This is a genomic window from Nocardia asiatica NBRC 100129, from assembly GCF_000308415.1.
Taxonomy (GTDB): domain Bacteria; phylum Actinomycetota; class Actinomycetes; order Mycobacteriales; family Mycobacteriaceae; genus Nocardia; species Nocardia asiatica.
Genome location: NZ_BAFS01000424.1, coordinates 1 through 16,753, shown reverse-complemented (window position 1 = coordinate 16,753; position 16,753 = coordinate 1). Strand labels below are relative to the sequence as shown.

Sequence of the window (16,753 nt, the reverse complement as noted above, 5' to 3'; positions counted from 1 at the left end):
GTGATCAGTCCACGGCGATCAGCGCCGACGAAGCATGGCGTTGTGAGCGCATCACCTCGGCGATCGTGCAAGACGCTGGCGATACCAACTACATCTGGGACGCTGTCGCCGACCTCGACAACTACCAGCGGTGGGAAAGGGTATACCTCGAGGAATTGAACACCGCTCTTCAACGCCACGCTGTCGTGCGCGCCGCGGTCGGGCAGCGCGACGCCGAATTGGGTCCTTACCCACTGATGTTCGCCGAACGGGTCGATGACCGGTACATCATGACAGACCCGATCATCGCACCGTATGACATGGCGTTCGGACGTGAAGAGGTCTTCGCGCACCTCGATGCGATGGCACGATTGCCGCACCCCGTCCCGAATACTCCCGAGTTCGACGCGCACGCGGGTAGCGTGCTGCTGTCGGTTCAGAACATGACGGTCTTCTCCGAGGAGGAGAAGTATCTGATTCGGCAGCTTGTCTCCAGCATTGCCGTTGGCGAACGCAGTTTCGTGGACCCGTTGGCCGCGATACGAGATGCCGAGGTATTTGAACGCCTGGTCCGAGACCGTGTGCAGGCGCGTTTCGGCGCACCCATGGCAGCGGTCGATTCCGCCGGCCGGTTCATTCTCGCAGCCGACTTGAGCCCTCATGAGGTCAGAGACATTCAGCCCACGTTGACGCGCAAAGAGGTCAGCGAACGTGTGCGGCAGATGGCGGAGATTCTCGGCGGCGTGGCGCCGGCAGAAGAATCAGCGGGGACGCCTGCAGCGGATGCGTTGGCCGTACTGGCTGATCAAGTTCTCGGCACCACCCGATCCACTCGAATCATGGAACCTGCCGAAGAGCTTCGGCTGGAGCTGGTTGTCGCGGCGCTCGTTGCCGAGAAGCCGGTGGCGGCGACGATTGATGGCCGTCCCCACGACGCCTGGGACTGCGTCGTCAGCGACAGAGCGCACGGCGAATGGCTGTCTGCTCGGTCATCGGAACCGATCGCAGAGAACGATCTGCAGACAAGCACTGTCGATCTGCCGAAAGGATTGGCAGCCGCTGTCTCCACCAACAGCACCCGCGCTGTCGAGGCCGCTGCTGAAACCGCGTCACCGGCAGCGCCGCCGGTCCCGCACGAAGCGCCGGTCGTCGACGCCGGGATGTGACGTCTCCGGCGGTCGCTGGTGGATCGACTTCTACCTCAGAAGCTTTCGCTACCAGCGCGAAGCAGAGTTCGAAGCCGGGTTCAGACGGCCGCAGAATCCAACCCCCACGCTTCGACCGGGTCGCGGGAGTACCAGTGCCCGTCCCATATCCGACCTGAGTCCAAAGCGTTGTAGAAGTCTTCATCGTCTGGCAACTCGGGGGTGTATGCCAGAACAACGCCCGGTTGATCGCTGTAGAAGCGGCGTGCGCGCTCCACCGAGCGCGCAGTGCGCTCGGCGAAGTGAGCACGCTGAACGATCAACCACTCCTCAGCGGTGCGTTCTCCTGGATGTCCCGCGGAGTCGAGCGGGTAATGCATCTGGTACTCCATGCGGGCCAACTGCTCGCCAGCGTGCTCATAGAGCCAGACGATCCACGCCGGAATCTCCGGTTGCGCGCCGAGAGCTCGGGTGACGAACCCGCTGCGCGCGGTCGCGCTGTCCGGATTGCGCTGCGCCGCCGCTGCGACTCGGGCGATCGCTGAACCGTCCATAGCACTGCCTTTCCGATGCCTACCTCCCATAGCCGACAACTTTAGAACTCGGTGGAATGGCGCAAGCCGGTTTCAGCTCGGCGAATCCGCGACCGACCTCGAAGCCTCTCGAGGATGGCGCGGGCACGAGGAGTTGCCAGTTGCAACACCCGCAGCGTCCACGAAGCCGCGGCTGCCCGACCTTGCGCGGCGCCGCTGCGATTTGCCAGCGGGCGAGGCATAAGCTGCGAGTAGCTGGTGTGGAGTGTGCCGCTGCCGCGCTTCATCCCGTACAGCGCGACCTCCTCGACCCCCTGCCCCGGCTCGGATCGCCACCAGGGCGTGCGCGGCGTCGTGACACTCCCACAGTTCGCTATCGAACTCCGGAAACAACCTGATCTCGCCACCGGCACTGCTGGCACACACCGCATCGATGCACAACACCGTCGACGGGGAGTTCGCGCGGGTAACGTCGGTCCGCGTGAATGGATATCCGGGGCCGATCGTGAGCGCACCCACTGCGGAGAGGACGGCCGAGCTGCTGGACCCGCTGTGCGCGCTCTACGATTCGGTGTTCTCTGTAGCGCCGCACTTCTGGGATGACTCCGAGCAGCATCGTCGGATGATGGAGCAGTGGGTAGGCGCGCCGGATTTCGCTTTGACCGTCGCCGAGGTCGATGACAGCTTGGTCGGGTTCGCCTACGGTCGCCCCCTGCGAAACGCCGACTGGTGGCGTGGGCTGCGGGACCCTGTGGCGCAGGACTTCACCCGCGAGTGGCCGGGACGAACCTTCGCGCTCATCGACCTTGCAGTCGACGAACGCCACCGCCGCCGGGGGATCGGCACCCAGTTGATGGAAGCGCTCCTGCGTGACCGTGACGAAGAGCGCGCCACCCTAGCGGTCATCCCGGCCGCCAGCGACGCGCACGCCTTCTATGAACGAACGGGATGGTTGTTCGTCGGTCACCAAGACAGTCCACCGGATTCGGGATGGCTGTCGCCGCGCTTCGACCTCTATGTGCGGGCGCTGACCAGATAACTGTCGAACTGCTCTCCCAGATCTCGTACTGCCGGACGCGATGCCCACGGCCGCATGCTGGTGTGGACGTCGTGGAGCACGGTGACCAGCCGCGGTGAGGGGTTTTCAGCGGCCAGGGCCACCGCCGACCCGGCTACCCTCGCGGCTTCGTCGACATCACCTTCGGCGAGCCGCGCGCGTGCAAGATAGGCCGAGTTGAAGGCCAGGTTGCGGGTGAACGAGTGATCTATTCCTGCCAACGAATCCTCGAAAGCGGCTGCTGCTGCGGCGGTTTCGCCGAGGTCGAGCATGCACAGTCCGCGGGTCGATGTCGCCAACGCTTGGTCGTAGAAGTAGGCATGTGACGTGGCCGGGGAACCCGGCTCTGTGGTGGTGAGACCACCGATAAGCTCGAGCGCTTCGAGACAGGGCTGTTGCTGCCCGGCGGCGGCGAACGCGCGGGCAGTGACATCAGCGGCGTATGCCCGCAACCTGGCATCGCCTGCTTCTCTCGCCCACGCCTGGGCGGCCACACCCCGGTCGACGCCGGCGCGTGGTGCACCGCTCCAGGTCGCCAGATGACTCATCTGGCACAGGGTGATCGCGCTGAGCGCGGCGTCTTCGGCTTCGTGGGCAGCGTCGAGCGCCTGCTGGTAGGCGTGTTGGGCCAGGTCATAGCGGCCCAGGTTGAAGTTCAGCCACGCCAGGAGCCGAGCCAGGTTGCTGCGCAATGACAGCAGGCGAGGCCGAAACCACTCGGCGCACCCGCTCAACAGGGCGCCGGTGAGCCGGTATTGCGCGGCGGCGGTGTCCAAGGCCGCCTGCGGGCCGAGAGCGTCATCGAGACGTAAGGTGCTGCTGATCGCGGTCTCGACAAGATCGAGGATGTGATCGTCGACGTGCGTGGAGGCGGGCAGTGCCAACTTGGCGTCGTCAGCTCCGGCGAGGGTGGTCAGCAGAGGTTCGGTTCCGACGGCCCCAGCGATGACGCCCAGCAATCGGAGCAGTTCACGTCGGTGCACATCCATGCCTTCGTCGGGAATCAATAGCTTCTGCATCCAATGTAAACCGGATGGCATGGGTTGACTCAAGCGTGCGCGATGCTTGTCGACGAGCGCCAGGACATCATCGATCAGTGCGGCCTCCGCCGCGCCAACGGTCGCTGGCAGGATGTCAGATCCCACCGGGGCGGCGACCTCGACGGCGCGGTCGAAGTGTCGTCGAGCATCGGGGGACAGCCAATCGAGCAGGGTCTCCATCAGATCGGCGCTGCGTGCGCTGAGCCGCGCGGCCGTCCCGCGTTGCTCCCAGTATCCGATGGTGCGCTCGGCCACCCCGGCTCGTTCGGCGAACTCACACTGCGTCATCCCGTAGGCGCTACGCAGCGCCCGCACCTGCTTACCTGTCCATTGCATCTGGTAGCAATCCACCCCTCGGCGTGTCGATTACCAGTTGATTGTGGCCGAATTGCCGGTCCTTGCCTGGGATTTCGCTCATTGGGCGCGGATTCTGGTTCGGTGCCCGATACCGGGCAGGTACCACGCGATCAACAGCGCGCAGGAGGCAGCAATGACCACTGACTTCGATGTGGATCTGTGCCTTCACATGCATTCGGACTGCAACGCCGACCCGGGCGGTTTCGCGAACCTCCACGTGGCCCAACTCGTCCATCGCCACCACGCGGGCCACGGCCCGCGATGTCTGCAAGGGCTCGCCGCAGGCTCCTACATCAGCGAGGCCGCCGACGACAGCTCGGCCGCATCGCCAGGAGAGACCCGATGAGTTCATTGACGCTGAAAACGCCACCAACAGCCATCGCCGATTACGAAGTGACTAAACAACTTCCGACGATCGAGCCCGACACGCTCGAAACCCGCTGCATGCGCTCCCGCCGCGTCTGCGGCCTGCGGGCGCGGGTGCAACCCGAGCCGGGCAGAATCATGCTGACCGCAGACAGCACCGCTACCGCCGTCACGATGGACGCCCAACTCGCCGCCCGTGTGCGCCAACAGTTGCGGCAGACCGGCGTGCGGACCGGACCGATCTGTGTGCACGCCCGCTCCAAGCGGTGGTCTTTCCTCGTGGTCCCCGACATTCCTGACAACATCGCCATCTACGCAGAATTGTTCCGGCTTTCGGTATCGGTCGCGCGCTGCGGAACGCCGATCGCACTGCCCGCGCCGACGAATCGCCGCATCCGCGACTGGGTTGATCCGCCGACCGACCACTACAAGCCCTCCGGGATGGCGGTCATCCATGCGGTGAGAACCTGCACCGCGGCCGCACACCGTCGCACGGTCCGCACCGGATAGGCGAGACAGGGAACTCTCAACGAACGGTCGACGCCACATTCGTTGCGCGCCACACGCGCCCGCTTCGACAGCGAAAGGGTCTGGCCCCGACCGCTGAGCAGACATGAGCAACGCGTCGTGCTCAGGCTGCACCGACCCCCGACCCAACCCGGCTGGCAGCGGTGCGAGCGACCTCTCGAGGCGCAGTGCCGCGCAACAGTTCACCACCAGCCCAAGCACCACGCGGCAGCGGCGCGCGACTCCGACGAGCGCAGACCGACACGAAACGCGGGAACCCGCGAGACAACTGGAAATGGGAAAACACATGCACAACGTCCTGGTCACCGGCGCAGGCGGCTACCTCGGTGCGCTCTTGGTACCCGCGTTGCTGGAGCAAGGCCAGTCCGTCACCGCGATCGACACCTTCTACTTCGGTGACGTCCTCGCCTCCCACGAGGATCACCCCAAGCTGCGCATCCACCGTATGGACGTACGCAAGTTGGATTCTCACCTGCTCACCGACATCGATACGGTGATTTCGCTCGCCGCGATCAGCGACGACCGGGCCGGAAGCCTCAAGCCGCTGTGGACCACGCATGTCAACGAAACAGCGCCTGCCCGCCTGGCCGCACTTGCTCGCGACGCTGGAGCTCGCCGCTTCATCCACGCATCCACCTGCGACGTTTACAGCGCCAGCGATCAACTCCTGAACGAGACCAGCAAGGCCGCACCCCGGTCGGAGTACTCCATCTCAAAATTGCTCGCCGAGCGGACTACCCGCACCGCGGAGACTCCGGACTTTCGGACGATCTCACTGCGGCTCGGCACATTGTGTGGGGTGTCGCCACGGATGCGGCTGGATCTGACAGTGCATGCCATGACCTATGCCGCACTGACCGAAGGGCAGATCGTGGTCGACGGCGATGGAGCCCAGTGGCGGCCGTTGCTGCATGTCCGCGACGCTGTGCGCGCGTTCCTTGCCTGCGTGGAGCTGCCAGACGAGAACCTCAGCCATCACGTCTACAACGTGGTCGGAGAAAATCTGCGGGTGCGGGACCTGGCGCAGTTGGTGAGCGAAGCCTTCGACGGCGCGACCATGAGAATGCGTGGCATGCCCGATCGGCGCAGCTGCCGCGTCAGCGGTGAACTGTTCGCCGCCGGCACCGGATTCTCCCCGGACCACACCGTCGAGGAGGCGATCAACGAAGTCCGCGGCTACCTCCAGCGGCCTGGCCAGCTCGACGCGGCCGAAGAGCCCCGCTTCTGGACTGCTGTCTTGATCGAGCGGGTGCTGAATACTCCGGCCATCAGCGGCGGCGAGCCGGTGCGTGATGAGGAACTGCCGTTCACGCAGGCACTGCTCGGAAAAGCTGAAGAAGACGAAGTCCTCGACACCCTTCGCTCGGGGTCGTTGACCACAGGACCGAAAACGGAACGGTTCGAACATATGTGCGCCGACTACCTCGGTGTAGCGCACGCCATCGCCACGAACTCCTGCACCGGCGCCCTGCACATCGGGCTGGCCGCGGCCGGCATCGGGCCCGGCGACGAAGTGATCACAACCCCCATCACCGCGCCCGCCACAGTCAACGCCATCATCCACCTCGGTGCCACACCCATCTTCGCCGACATCGACGCCGCCACACTGAACATCGACCCGGAAGCAGTCCGCGCGGCCATCACCCCGAAGACCAGCGCAATCCTGCCCGTGCACCTGGCGGGGCAGCCTTGCGACATGGACGCCATCCGCGCCATCGCCGACGAGCACGAGCTGCTCGTGGTCGAGGACGCCGCTCACGCGATCGGCGCCGAATACCGCGGTCGGCGCATCGGACAGTTATCGGAGATGACCGCGTACAGCTTCGGCGCCACCGCGAACCTCTTTTGCGGCGATGGTGGGCTGCTGGCCACCAACAATCAGGCGCTGGCCGAGCGCGCTCGGTCACTGAGCATGCACGGCCTCACCCGTGGGGCGGGAAGGCGGCACCCGGCGAAAGGGGTGATCCGCTGCGAGCTACTGGAGCCAGGCTACAAGTGCAATATGCCCGACCTCGCTGCATCCCTTGGGCTGCACCAGCTGCCGCGCTTGGATTCGTTCATCGACACACGGGCTCGATACGCCAGCATTTACGACGAGCATTTCGCCGCGCTGGCCGCCATCACCCCGCTGACCCGCCTGACCAGGGTCCGCCACGCCCACAATCTGTATGTGATCGTCCTGAATCTCGATCGTCTGACCGTCGACCGTGACGCGTTCGCCGCCGCACTGAAGGCGGAGGGAATCGGGACCGAGATCCATTTCAGGTCATTGCACCTGCAGCCGTACTATCGTCAGGTTCGCGGATTCGATCCCAATAAATTCCCTATCGCTCGCGACATCTCCGAGCGCATCCTCACGCTTCCGCTGTACCCAAAGTTGACCGAAACCGATGTCGACAACGTCGCCGCCGCGGTAACGAAGCTCGCGACGGCCTACCATCGCTGATCATCGCCGAGGGAGAGCCAACGATCGCCGCACGGGGCGGCCAACGGCTACATCGACAATGGCGTGCTGGCCGCCTTCTTTTGCTGCTTTGCCCGCTCCGGACTTCGCAACCGTCGGCCAGGACGGCTAAGGTGCGGCCTCCGCATGAAACGGAGGCCGCGCACGGGCGGGCACACCTGTCGTCATACCGCACCAAAGGGGCTGCTACTCGGCCGCGGAGATGGTCAGTCCTGTTCGGTCTGCCACTACTCCGAGGTAGACAACGGTGTTGAGGCCGGTGCTCAGGCAGTCCGAGGGAGCGTCTTCTCCGGAAGCCCGCTCAGGAGACGAACCGCGTCGCGGAGCGAAATAGTGCGGTCTGCTTCCTCCGCCAGACGAAGCCCCTCCTCTACGAGCTGGCGCATCAGCGTGGATTGGTTGATTCCCCGCTTGGTTGCCTCCGCCTTCAGTCGGGCGTCAAGTTCGCTCGACATCCTCACAGATCGTGAGACCATGACACCCGTCGGACCCGGGGTCGGGGGGAGCTCGACTTCCTCGTCGGTGTACACGATCCGCGCGGCGAGCGCTTCCATCTCCTCTGGCGTGTCCGGCCATGAGTCTGTGCTGCTCATCGCGTCTCCTCCCATTTGCGGAATTCCTGCAGTTGCTCCTCGGTCATCCGATGTGCTGCGACGATCTGGTGATCGAATCCACCGAGTACCCGAAGCGTGACGATCAACGGCCGACCGTCGTCCGTGCGTCCCCAGATGCTCAACACCGACAGGCCGGTCGTGGGGTCCACGCCACGACGCGGCCACCGCTTATCCGCGTAGAGAACCTCGATCACCTCGTGGCGCTCAACGCCGGTCAGTGCAAGAACGGCCAGGACGCCAGCCCACCATTCGAATGCCACCGGACCATCCTACCTCCGTGTACCCCACGCGTGGTACATCGGGCATCAATGATCGACCGCTCAGGCTGCTGAAGGGCAGGTTGCTCCGCAGCCGGGTCCAGCCGCCGAAGATGTCCGTCCATGCGCTCACACCGAGCCGGTGCCGGAGGCACACCACCCGGCAGCGATGAGCGCGTTCTCGAGGTCGGGATAGGCATAGAAGGGTGCCGACGCGTTGTGGGCCTTCTCCTTCACGACGGAGAGGAACCGCCCGAATACAGCGAGCCGATCCGAACCCAGGTGCTGGGTGGCCGCGAAGAAGGTGACGGCGATTGCGGGCATCTGCGCTGCGAAGACGCATTCGTTGCTGTTCTGCCACGCGGTCAGTGCCTCCTGCAGGGACGACCGCGTGACAAAGCCTGCATGCCCCAGCAGGGTCTGCCCCGCAACCTCGGCACTTCGCCAGTTCGGGGCTTGGGCCAAGAGCTCGATGACGGTGGGAACGAAGTACCGGTCAGGATGGGCGGTGAGGACAGTTGCCTTGTTCGACCACGACAACCCAGCGAACAGGGCCTCGATTTCGGTGATCTTGGCTCGCGCCGTCGGGTAGCGGACGATGGCGGCGGCGGCGGTCTCCGCGTCGATCTGTGCATGGGGCCCGACGTTGATCCTGGCGGCGGCAACGGCAGCGATCCGTTCCGCCATGGGTTGATCGACCATGTCCCAGAAGTAGTCCTCGCTACCCATCCGAGCCATGCACCGCAACAGGGCGGCACCGTCGAGCTGCTGGAATCGTTGAACCAGAGGTGCCGCGGCAGCGGCGACCAGGCCACGGTCATGGTGGGCGAACGCGCGTGCCGCCACCGTCATGCGATCGGCGAATACCGTGGCCGGCAGCCGTCCCGCGGGATCGAGTTCGAGCAGCGCATGCTTCAATGCGAATTTCACCAGGGTTTGACGTGTTGCTGGCCGTACATGCTCGAAGAAGACGCTTCGAATGTGGCTGGGAGCGGCCACGAAGTGGGGATCGCAGAAGTAGTCGATGAACTTCTCCAGCAGCTTGCCGCCCTGCGTCGGCGGATGGATGAGCAGCGCGTTGAGCGCGGCGGTGAGATGAGCGCGAGCGGTGTCAGGGTGCGGGTCGTACGCCTGGGTCCCGGGGCGCAGGGATGGATGGGCGCAGAGGTTGCGATCTTCCCGAATCCGTTGCAACGCCCGGCGATCGATATCATCGATGAGCTCGAAAGCCACGGCCTGGTCCAGCAAGGTGTCTTCGATCGCCTGCATTTCCTTGACGCCTTGCTGCTTGAGGCCGTGACTCTGTGCCGACAGCACTGTTTTGCGGAACGCCTCGGCTGCGAGGTCGCCGTGGTCGGCAAGATGCAGCAGTTTTGCGATGACGTCGGTAGTGACAGCGGTCCAGGTGGAAGTGATACACGCCCGCGGGGCGCCGGTGGCGTAGCAGCGCCACGCCTCTTGGGCCAGTGCGCGGGTCTCCGGGTTCTAAACCTGCGGCAGAAGGATTTCGACATCGAGCATGCCAGCATCTTCCCAACCCACGAAGTAACCACCCTCCCGGGTGATGGCCACCATGACGGCATCCAGGCTGTCCGCTCGATGGTGGAAGAAGCCACGGTGGCGTATCCCCGCGCTTGCATGCGCGGGGATGCAAGGCCTCAGCAGCGCTGCTGGAAAGGGAAGCAGGCTTGCGGGGGTTTGTACTCCGGTGAGGCCGAGTGCGGCGCAGCGGGAGGCGCAAGAGGAGAGGGAGTTGCCACTGGCGTCTCTTCAGACGGTGCGGGCGCGCCCTGGCTCTGGCCGGGGAGGTTAGTCGTCGTGGTCGGCGACTCGTGAACACGCTGAGCCACCCCTGCGATGACCACACTGACCGCCACGATCGTCGCCGCGCCGAAGAGGAGGACTCCAGTCGACGGTCGTCGCTGTGACCGCGCGGGCGCCAAGGTGAACGGTTGCGGCGCGTTCGATGCTTGCGGGGCATGTGAGACCACCTCACGCGGCTGGGTGCTGAGCCGCTCAGACAACGCCGGGGTGCGCGGAGCGAACACGTCTGCCGCAGTGACCGGCGCTGGACTCCGCCGGGACCGGTCGTCGGCTACGGGCTCGTGTGAGGCGCTCGGTTCAGTGGGGAAGCCGAGGTTGATCAAGTCATCGCGGGTGATCGAGGTGACCTCGAGCGCGTAGAGCAAGGTCAGCGCCGTCTCGACGTCCCAGGGTTGACGGTGCCGCTCGGTGAGGTTCCGCAGGTCGAGCAGGAACTGCTTCGGGCCGGTGCCGAGCCAGACATCGCAGCCCGGCGGCATCATCACCGTGCGATTCAGGCTGATCGAGCCGTTCGGGACCACCACGACAACGCCCGGAACGAACCTGTCTCCGCCGAGTTCGCGTACAAGGTCTTTTGTCGCATACACGCGGGCACTCAGCTGGTCGAGGGGGTTGCGATAGCCGGGGTTGACCTTCACCGCCTCGGCCGCGCCTTCCAACACCCACCGGTCGTTTGCGGGGCACGACATAGCGCCGTCGTGGCCAGGAGGTGTTCCTTTGATCTCCACGACTACGCAGCCGGTCGGCATGATCAACAGCAGATCCGTTTCGAGCGGACTGCCGCCGACGCGAGGAATCCAGACCCCCGACAGCGCGACACCGCTCATCTGGTTGGCGGGGTCTTGCAACCAGGTCAGCACCTGCCTCTCGGCACCGGAGATGTCAGGCCGCTCACCACCCATCACCAGCATGGACTTCTTCATCGTCGACTCCGCAGCTCTGCGTGTGCGTCGCGGTGTCTTCCGCGGGGTTGTGTCGTCATCGGGCGGTGTCGGGGGATCGGTGTCGGAGGTCGAGTTCATCGCATTGCTGTTCTGCGGCATGGGTTGTGTCCTGAGCGGGTTGGGAATGAGTTCGAGGTACAGGCCTGCACGGTCTGGGTCCAACTCGATTCCGTACAGCTCGTGGGTGACGTAGCGGTAGTTGTCTTCTTCCAGGACTCCGAGGTTGCAGAGCGCGTCGATCGCGGCCTTACCCCAGGCGGTGACGCCGCCGCTGTCGCGGACTTTCTTGTCCGCCACGAGCCATGTGATGCTCGCGACGACAGGCCCCGTGACCGGTGGAAGCTGATCTTTCTGCGCGTCCCACGCTTTGCGGACCGCGGCCTCGACTGCCTTGTTGGCCTTGTGTTGCTCCATGTGGTGCGCGCGGAGCGCCTCGTTGGTCAGCATGACCGGATCAACGCCCGGCAGCTCCAGCCTCCATGGCCGAGCTGCTCGGGAGCCCTCGGCATCAGGGGGTGTGACTGTCGTGGTCATCGAGGTCTTCTCGCTCTCAACGTGTTGCCGTAACGCTTTCAATGAGCAACCGTGATCATGATTGCTTGATATGATGCTATCACGCAGCGTCACAACCGGGAGATTACTGTTAACTGCATTGACAGATCCAGGTGTGAACCGTCTACTTGATTGACTACGGGAGGAGACGTTCGCGATGGCCCCTGACATCGGTCACGCGACCGCGACGACAGGCCCTCCATCGCGGCACGCCCCCCGCTCGCTACCCGTGCGCGCCGAGCGCACAGCACGAAAATTCGCGACCACAATCGGCAGACGACAATGACCCGCCGCCGAGAGGTACTTGAGGCGGAGCTGCGCGCATGCGACGTCGAAGACGCGCTCGAGGCGCGCGTGGCCTCGATGGGATCGCTGCTCGCCGAGGTCGAAATATGCCGGAAGGCAGTACTTTTCACCCTTGGTGACTTGCTACGCCAAGCCCGCCAGCTCGGCGCGGACACCGCCAAGGCGGGCGTCGGGAAGTCCCGCCCCAGCATCAGCCGCGCCGCTGCCCTGACCGACTTGTCGCGACCGACCTTGTTCAAGCTGCGAGACTGCGCCACAACGATGTGGCCGAGTCCGACCCAGGCCAATGGAGCAACTCGTTCCTGGCGGCGCAACACGCGAGCGCGGGCTACGGACACTCCGGCCACCGGGCAGACGCCGAATTCTGGGCTCGCTTCCCGGAGCTTCGTGGCTGGCACGAGGCGGTCGTCCACGCCCAGACGTTTTCCTCTGAGGCGGCCGAACAACTGTCGAGCGAGTATCGAGCCCGTGTCGACGCGCTTTACGCGACACGATTCTGGCCACCATCTGATGGGTGTCGGCCGGGCCGTGTACCGTACCCGTAGCTGCTTCTGGCGCAGTTGCACCGACGGCAGACCGGCACGTTTCACCCCGCCAGTCTGAGGATTCCAACGCTTAAGCATTCGCATGCCGCTGTCGCCTCGCGACCCCAGCGAGGCGACATGCCCCTGTCTGCATGCAACAAGGAGTTCCCAGATGGCTTTTTATCGAATCGATCACCGGTGCGGCCACGGCATCGACACGCAAATCTACGGTCCCAACGTTCACGGAGAACGCGAGCGCGAAGCAGCACGTCGCGCGCAGCACCCGTGCCCAGAATGCCTCCGTGCCGCGCGCAGCGCGGCGGCGGCCGAAACTGCAACCAGGCAGCAGTGGCCCGCCTTGCAGGGCACCGACAAGCAAGTGGCTTGGGCGATGACGCTGCGAGACACAGCAATGCACGCTCTTGAAAAGTCGATGGCACAGCGGCGAGACGGACTAGCCGATCTGGACGCGCGCGCCTTGGCCTACCGCGAAATCCTGCTGTCGACCACCGCAGCGTCGGCCTGGATCACGCAGCGTCACGCGGCAGCTCATCCCGTGCCGGACCTGATCGCCGCCTTCGCCGACAACCGCCAACGAGCGCACCTGGAGGTGATCGTCGCCGCCGAACTGGCCCCGATCCTGCGCGCCGCAGCCGCCGAACTCGGCATCAATCCTGAGCCCGCCGATACACAGGCCGTGCACTGGGTCGAACCCCCGGCGGGCCAGGATGGCGCCACGCTGGCGCTACCGACGGCGGTGAACCGCGCGCTGGAGGTGTGGCGGGAAGCGCGCCACACCATCGCGAATCCCTGGCACCTCACACGATTGCGTCCCGAGCTCGCCGCGGCTCTCAGCGATCCCACGGTCGCCGGGCACCTACTGCGCAAGGCCATCCGCGCCGCCCGCAGCGACGGCACCGCTGTCACCTCAGCCGCGACGTATCGCACAGCGCAAATGCTTTTGCACGAGTACCACTGCCATACCATCGCGGCCGATCAGACCACCCCCTCCGATCAGGACGATGTGTGCACCGAGGCATGGTGGATCCGAGCGCGTGTCCGCGTCCTCACCCCCACCCGCTGCGGCAGACACGAATTCACCGCAGGGCAGGAACTGGAAATGATCCAATACGGCCTCCCGGGCTGGCCTCGCACCGCAGAAGCATGGCTGGCCACCGACCTAGCCACAGCCCTCGACCTCCGCAACGACCTCGACGACGTCGCCATCATCCCCTCAGAAATCGTCGAGGTGATCGAAGTATTGGCCCGCTCACCGGAATGAGGCGGCAAACGCATAGTTGCTGCTGAAGCCTGGTGAAGACACGACCCGCTCGGCAATCAGAAGATTGCCGAGCTGGCGGACCATGCGCTGGCGATCCTCCTCGGCCTAGGAAACCGATGGATCACCTAGCGGGTCGAGGCGCTCGGGCTCTTCGGAGTTCCGGGCGCTTCGGCGTATACACGGCACCCGAGACGGTGCGGGGCGTTCCCACGTCCGTGTCGGATTCCACCCACCGAACGGGGTCAGGTCAGCGTCGCGATCACAGATGACGGAACGTGACAGCACGAGTTGCCGAGCGTCGCCCGTTCGGCGGCGGGGATCCGCAACCCGGGATATCCGTCGATCACCAGCTGGCAACGCAGCGCGCTCAGATCCAGGTCCCAGGCGTACTGATCCAGAAACGCGACGCGGTCGAGCGCTCGAGCGAGGTCACCCTCAGCCTGCTGCGGGGACCAGCCGTTGAGCCGTCGCAGTCGGGCGACCACCTCGTCGTCACGGCCCCGGACTCGGGCGAGGCCCAAGTGCTGGGTCAGGTGGCAGCCTGGGCACAGAGCCACCAGCCGGTCAAGGCGCTGAACGGGTCGCCCTTCCGGGAATTCGAAGAGCCACTTCTCGTGACAGTCCGGTCGGGCGGGGCGTCCACCCCGGTATGTGCGGTTCCCGCAGATCTCGCAGTGGTTGCCTGCCGACTCACAGACCGGGATGCGTAACCGGTCCCATTCGGCCCTCGACAGCAATCCGCGCAGGTTCGAACCGTGTGTGCTCGGCGGCAGCAAGTCCGACCGGAGGACTACCCGATCCGCGGCCCCCGGACCGGGCAGGGTGTCCACTGCTGCGACATCAGGACCCATGTATCGAGGCTATGCCCGGGCACCGACATGTCGGCGCCGCCAGCGGCTGGGCGTTCTACAGGGGCGTCAACGCATAGTGCTGCCACGGGCTGTCGTCTGTCGACAGCCGGATGTACATCTCATACACGCCCTCGACATCATCGTCGAACGCACGCCGCAGGCGCACGATCTCCCTTTGCAGGTAGCACTCGGGCACTCGGGTGTTCCACATGTCGTCGAATTCCTCGGCGCCGCGGAGCCGGGCCTTGATTGCTTCGACGCGACTGCTCGGGATGAAGCCGTCCAGACTTTCGCGAGCGGCTCGCACCCACCAGTGGGTCTCCAATCTCCAATCCACCAGCAGACCTCTCGCCCACGGGTTCAGCAACTGCCATTCGACCATGCTGTCGCCTGTTCGCAGACCAGGGAAGGTTCGATGGAAGGCGTTGTTTGCTGCGATGATCACGCTGAAACCGGGCTCGAGGAAACAGGCCGGATGGGGATTGCTCAGCAGCACGCTCAGTTCGCGAGGAGTGGGTGATCGCCTTTGTGCCGGCGGGCGCTGCAGCCAACGAAGGTGCGGATCCATCAGATACAGCAGTCGCAGCTGAGTGGCATCGGACAGCTCGAGTGCTCGCGCGAGTTTCGCGAGGGTATCCGAGCTGACCGCCCGTCCCGACACTTCGATCTTGGAGATCAGGGACATGGATAGGCCCGCGCGTTGCGCCAGTTCGCCTTGCGTCAGCCCGGCCTCCTTTCGGTAGCCACGCAGGATCGTCCCGATCGGGGTGCACGGGTCCTCAGCTGCGCACTTGTCGAACAACGGCAAGTCGACGTGCGGGCTGTCCGGAGTCGCCTCTTCGGCGTCGACCTCGACGACACCGGCGCTTGTCGCCTGCTGTGGTGTGGGCGCAGGCGTCAGGGTTTCAGGCCACATCGGAGCGAGCGGCTGCTGGAAGCACCGGTTGAAACGCGACTTTGGGATCGCTTCTGGTCATTCGATCGAACATCGCGATCGAGGCTGGCCACGGGTTGGTGACCTTGCCGGATGCGGTTTTGAACCAGCTGTGCACACCAGCGGGCCAAATCGTCTTTGCCATCGCCGACTCCAGCCAGCGAGTGTAGGTGTCCATCGCGTGCGCACTGACCTCGATCGCGGTGCCGATCTGGTTGCGCCATTGGATGGCGCTGGTGATGTAGCGGGTCTGGAAGCCTTTCATCACGGGATTGGAGCCCGCTGGTGTGAAGCTGTTAGGCCCGGCCAGAATCCACATGGACGGGAAACCGGGAACAGCGAGTCCGAGGAATGCTGAGGCGCCCTCAGACCACTGGTGGCTGAGCAGTGCGCCGTCGCGGCCGCGGATCTCGACGGGTGCCAGGAACTCGCTGGCGCGGAACCCGGTCGCCCACACGATGACATCGGCGCGGTGATATGTGCCGTCGGTGGCGCGGATGCCGGTCGGGGTGATCTCGGCGATGGCGTCGGTCACCAAGTCGACATTCTTCCGGGTCAGCGCAGGGTAGAAGCCGTTGTCGAACAAGATCCGCTTCTCACCGATGCGATAGTCAGGGGTCAGGCGGGCGCGCAGTTCAGGGTCGGGAACATGCCTGCGCAGGTGCGCGGCGGCGGCCCACTGCGCCGGCCGCGCTGACCATCCCCCCGTCATGATGGGCGTCAGAATCCGATCTGCACCGTGGTAGAGCGCTTGCCGGTAGAGCTGGTGTAGTGCTGGAGCGCGGGAAAGCGCCAGCTGTGTGATCGGCCCAAACTTCGATGCGGGTTTCGGCAGGATCCACGATGCGGTCCGTTGCCACACCTCGAGGTGGCGGGCCGCCCGCGCCAGGTGGGGAACCACCTGAGCCGCGCTGGAGCCGGTACCGATCACCGCAATATCTCCCGTCAGGTCCACCGAGTGATGCCACTCGGCGGTGTGGAACATGCGGCCACCGAATGCTTCTTGGCCGGGATAGTGCGGGAGGTGAGGTCGGTGCAGCTGACCGACAGCCCACACGACCGAATTGGCGTGGTACTGCTCTCCGGTATCGGTGATGAGGGTCCATCGGCCGGTTTGGTCGCTGAAGGAGGCTGCGGTGATCGAGGTATCGAATCGCAAATGTGACCGCAGTCCCTGCCGGTGGGATACGTCGCGC

Annotated in this window: 15 protein-coding genes; 6 read left to right on the top strand and 9 right to left on the bottom strand. The window is 65.0% G+C overall.

Going from position 1 to position 16,753, the window contains the following annotated elements; translation table 11 throughout:
* Positions 1-1,145 (top strand): hypothetical protein (locus tag ON27_RS31770; protein WP_043735965.1); only part of this gene is annotated, 1,145 nt, incomplete at its 5' end.
* A gap of 80 nt (positions 1,146-1,225) precedes the next feature.
* On the opposite strand, the gene ON27_RS31765 is transcribed toward ON27_RS31770, so the two are convergent.
* A complete protein-coding gene (locus ON27_RS31765) occupies positions 1,226-1,678 on the bottom strand; it encodes a hypothetical protein (protein WP_043735963.1) in 453 nt (150 codons plus the stop codon).
* Between the two features lie 484 nt (positions 1,679-2,162).
* Here ON27_RS31765 and ON27_RS40270 point away from each other — a divergent pair, with 484 nt between their 5' ends.
* Positions 2,163-2,696, top strand: coding sequence for a GNAT family N-acetyltransferase (locus ON27_RS40270; RefSeq protein WP_157227518.1), 534 nt, complete (start codon positions 2,163-2,165; stop codon positions 2,694-2,696).
* On the opposite strand, the gene ON27_RS31755 is transcribed toward ON27_RS40270, so the two are convergent.
* On the bottom strand, positions 2,672-4,090 hold the full coding sequence (locus tag ON27_RS31755; RefSeq protein ID WP_157227516.1) for a helix-turn-helix transcriptional regulator: 1,419 nt from the start codon (positions 4,088-4,090) through the stop codon (positions 2,672-2,674). The two genes, ON27_RS40270 and ON27_RS31755, sit on opposite strands and share 25 nt — an antisense overlap.
* A 154-nt stretch (positions 4,091-4,244) precedes the next feature.
* Between ON27_RS31755 and ON27_RS31750 the strand changes: the two genes are divergently transcribed.
* From ON27_RS31750 to ON27_RS41810, 3 genes are all read left to right on the top strand, one after another.
* Complete coding sequence (locus ON27_RS31750; RefSeq protein WP_157227515.1) at positions 4,245-4,457, top strand: hypothetical protein; 213 nt, start codon at positions 4,245-4,247, stop codon at positions 4,455-4,457.
* A complete protein-coding gene (locus tag ON27_RS31745; RefSeq protein WP_245560410.1) occupies positions 4,454-4,987 on the top strand; it encodes a DNA-directed RNA polymerase subunit beta in 534 nt (177 codons plus the stop codon). Before ON27_RS31750 ends, ON27_RS31745 begins: the two co-directional genes overlap by 4 nt.
* A 304-nt stretch (positions 4,988-5,291) precedes the next feature.
* The gene (locus ON27_RS41810; RefSeq protein WP_169334550.1) at positions 5,292-7,451 is read left to right on the top strand and encodes a bifunctional SDR family oxidoreductase/aminotransferase class I/II-fold pyridoxal phosphate-dependent enzyme; all 2,160 of its coding nucleotides are present in this window, start codon (positions 5,292-5,294) and stop codon (positions 7,449-7,451) included.
* 281 nt (positions 7,452-7,732) lie between these two features.
* Here the strand turns inward: ON27_RS41810 and ON27_RS40265 are convergent, their stop codons facing one another.
* The 4 genes from ON27_RS40265 to ON27_RS31720 form a co-directional block, all read right to left on the bottom strand.
* Positions 7,733-8,062, bottom strand: coding sequence for a ribbon-helix-helix protein, CopG family (locus ON27_RS40265; RefSeq protein ID WP_157227513.1), 330 nt, complete (start codon positions 8,060-8,062; stop codon positions 7,733-7,735).
* Positions 8,059-8,343, bottom strand: a complete 285-nt coding sequence (locus ON27_RS31730; protein ID WP_043735958.1) for a hypothetical protein — start codon at positions 8,341-8,343, stop codon at positions 8,059-8,061. Before ON27_RS31730 ends, ON27_RS40265 begins: the two co-directional genes overlap by 4 nt.
* A gap of 126 nt (positions 8,344-8,469) precedes the next feature.
* Complete coding sequence (locus tag ON27_RS31725; RefSeq protein ID WP_043735956.1) at positions 8,470-9,657, bottom strand: hypothetical protein; 1,188 nt, start codon at positions 9,655-9,657, stop codon at positions 8,470-8,472.
* 341 nt (positions 9,658-9,998) lie between these two features.
* A complete protein-coding gene (locus ON27_RS31720; RefSeq protein WP_157227511.1) occupies positions 9,999-11,735 on the bottom strand; it encodes a nuclease-related domain-containing protein in 1,737 nt (578 codons plus the stop codon).
* Between the two features lie 927 nt (positions 11,736-12,662).
* On the opposite strand from ON27_RS31720, the gene ON27_RS31715 reads away from it, so the two are divergent.
* Positions 12,663-13,772, top strand: coding sequence for a hypothetical protein (locus ON27_RS31715; protein ID WP_157227509.1), 1,110 nt, complete (start codon positions 12,663-12,665; stop codon positions 13,770-13,772).
* Positions 13,773-14,014: 242 nt separating this feature from the next.
* On the opposite strand, the gene ON27_RS40260 is transcribed toward ON27_RS31715, so the two are convergent.
* The 3 genes from ON27_RS40260 to ON27_RS31700 all read right to left on the bottom strand — a co-directional run.
* Positions 14,015-14,623: a hypothetical protein gene (locus ON27_RS40260; protein WP_157227507.1), complete on the bottom strand. Its 609-nt coding sequence runs from the start codon at positions 14,621-14,623 to the stop codon at positions 14,015-14,017.
* 55 nt (positions 14,624-14,678) lie between these two features.
* Complete coding sequence (locus ON27_RS31705) at positions 14,679-15,539, bottom strand: helix-turn-helix domain-containing protein (RefSeq protein ID WP_043735951.1); 861 nt, start codon at positions 15,537-15,539, stop codon at positions 14,679-14,681.
* Positions 15,529-16,753, bottom strand: a 1,225-nt coding sequence (locus ON27_RS31700; RefSeq protein WP_043735950.1) for a flavin-containing monooxygenase, incomplete at its 5' end; no start/stop codon positions are given. The genes ON27_RS31700 and ON27_RS31705, both read right to left, overlap by 11 nt.

Coding starts and splice junctions, on each gene's coding strand:
- ON27_RS31765 (WP_043735963.1), bottom strand. CDS start 1,678: ATGGACGGTTCAGCGATCGCCCGAGTCGCAGCGGCGGCGCAGCGCAAT.
- ON27_RS31755 (WP_157227516.1), bottom strand. CDS start 4,090: ATGCAATGGACAGGTAAGCAGGTGCGGGCGCTGCGTAGCGCCTACGGG.
- ON27_RS31750 (WP_157227515.1), top strand. CDS start 4,245: ATGACCACTGACTTCGATGTGGATCTGTGCCTTCACATGCATTCGGAC.
- ON27_RS31745 (WP_245560410.1), top strand. CDS start 4,454: ATGAGTTCATTGACGCTGAAAACGCCACCAACAGCCATCGCCGATTAC.
- ON27_RS41810 (WP_169334550.1), top strand. CDS start 5,292: ATGCACAACGTCCTGGTCACCGGCGCAGGCGGCTACCTCGGTGCGCTC.
- ON27_RS40265 (WP_157227513.1), bottom strand. CDS start 8,062: ATGAGCAGCACAGACTCATGGCCGGACACGCCAGAGGAGATGGAAGCG.
- ON27_RS31715 (WP_157227509.1), top strand. CDS start 12,663: ATGGCTTTTTATCGAATCGATCACCGGTGCGGCCACGGCATCGACACG.
- ON27_RS40260 (WP_157227507.1), bottom strand. CDS start 14,623: ATGGGTCCTGATGTCGCAGCAGTGGACACCCTGCCCGGTCCGGGGGCC.
- ON27_RS31705 (WP_043735951.1), bottom strand. CDS start 15,539: ATGTGGCCTGAAACCCTGACGCCTGCGCCCACACCACAGCAGGCGACA.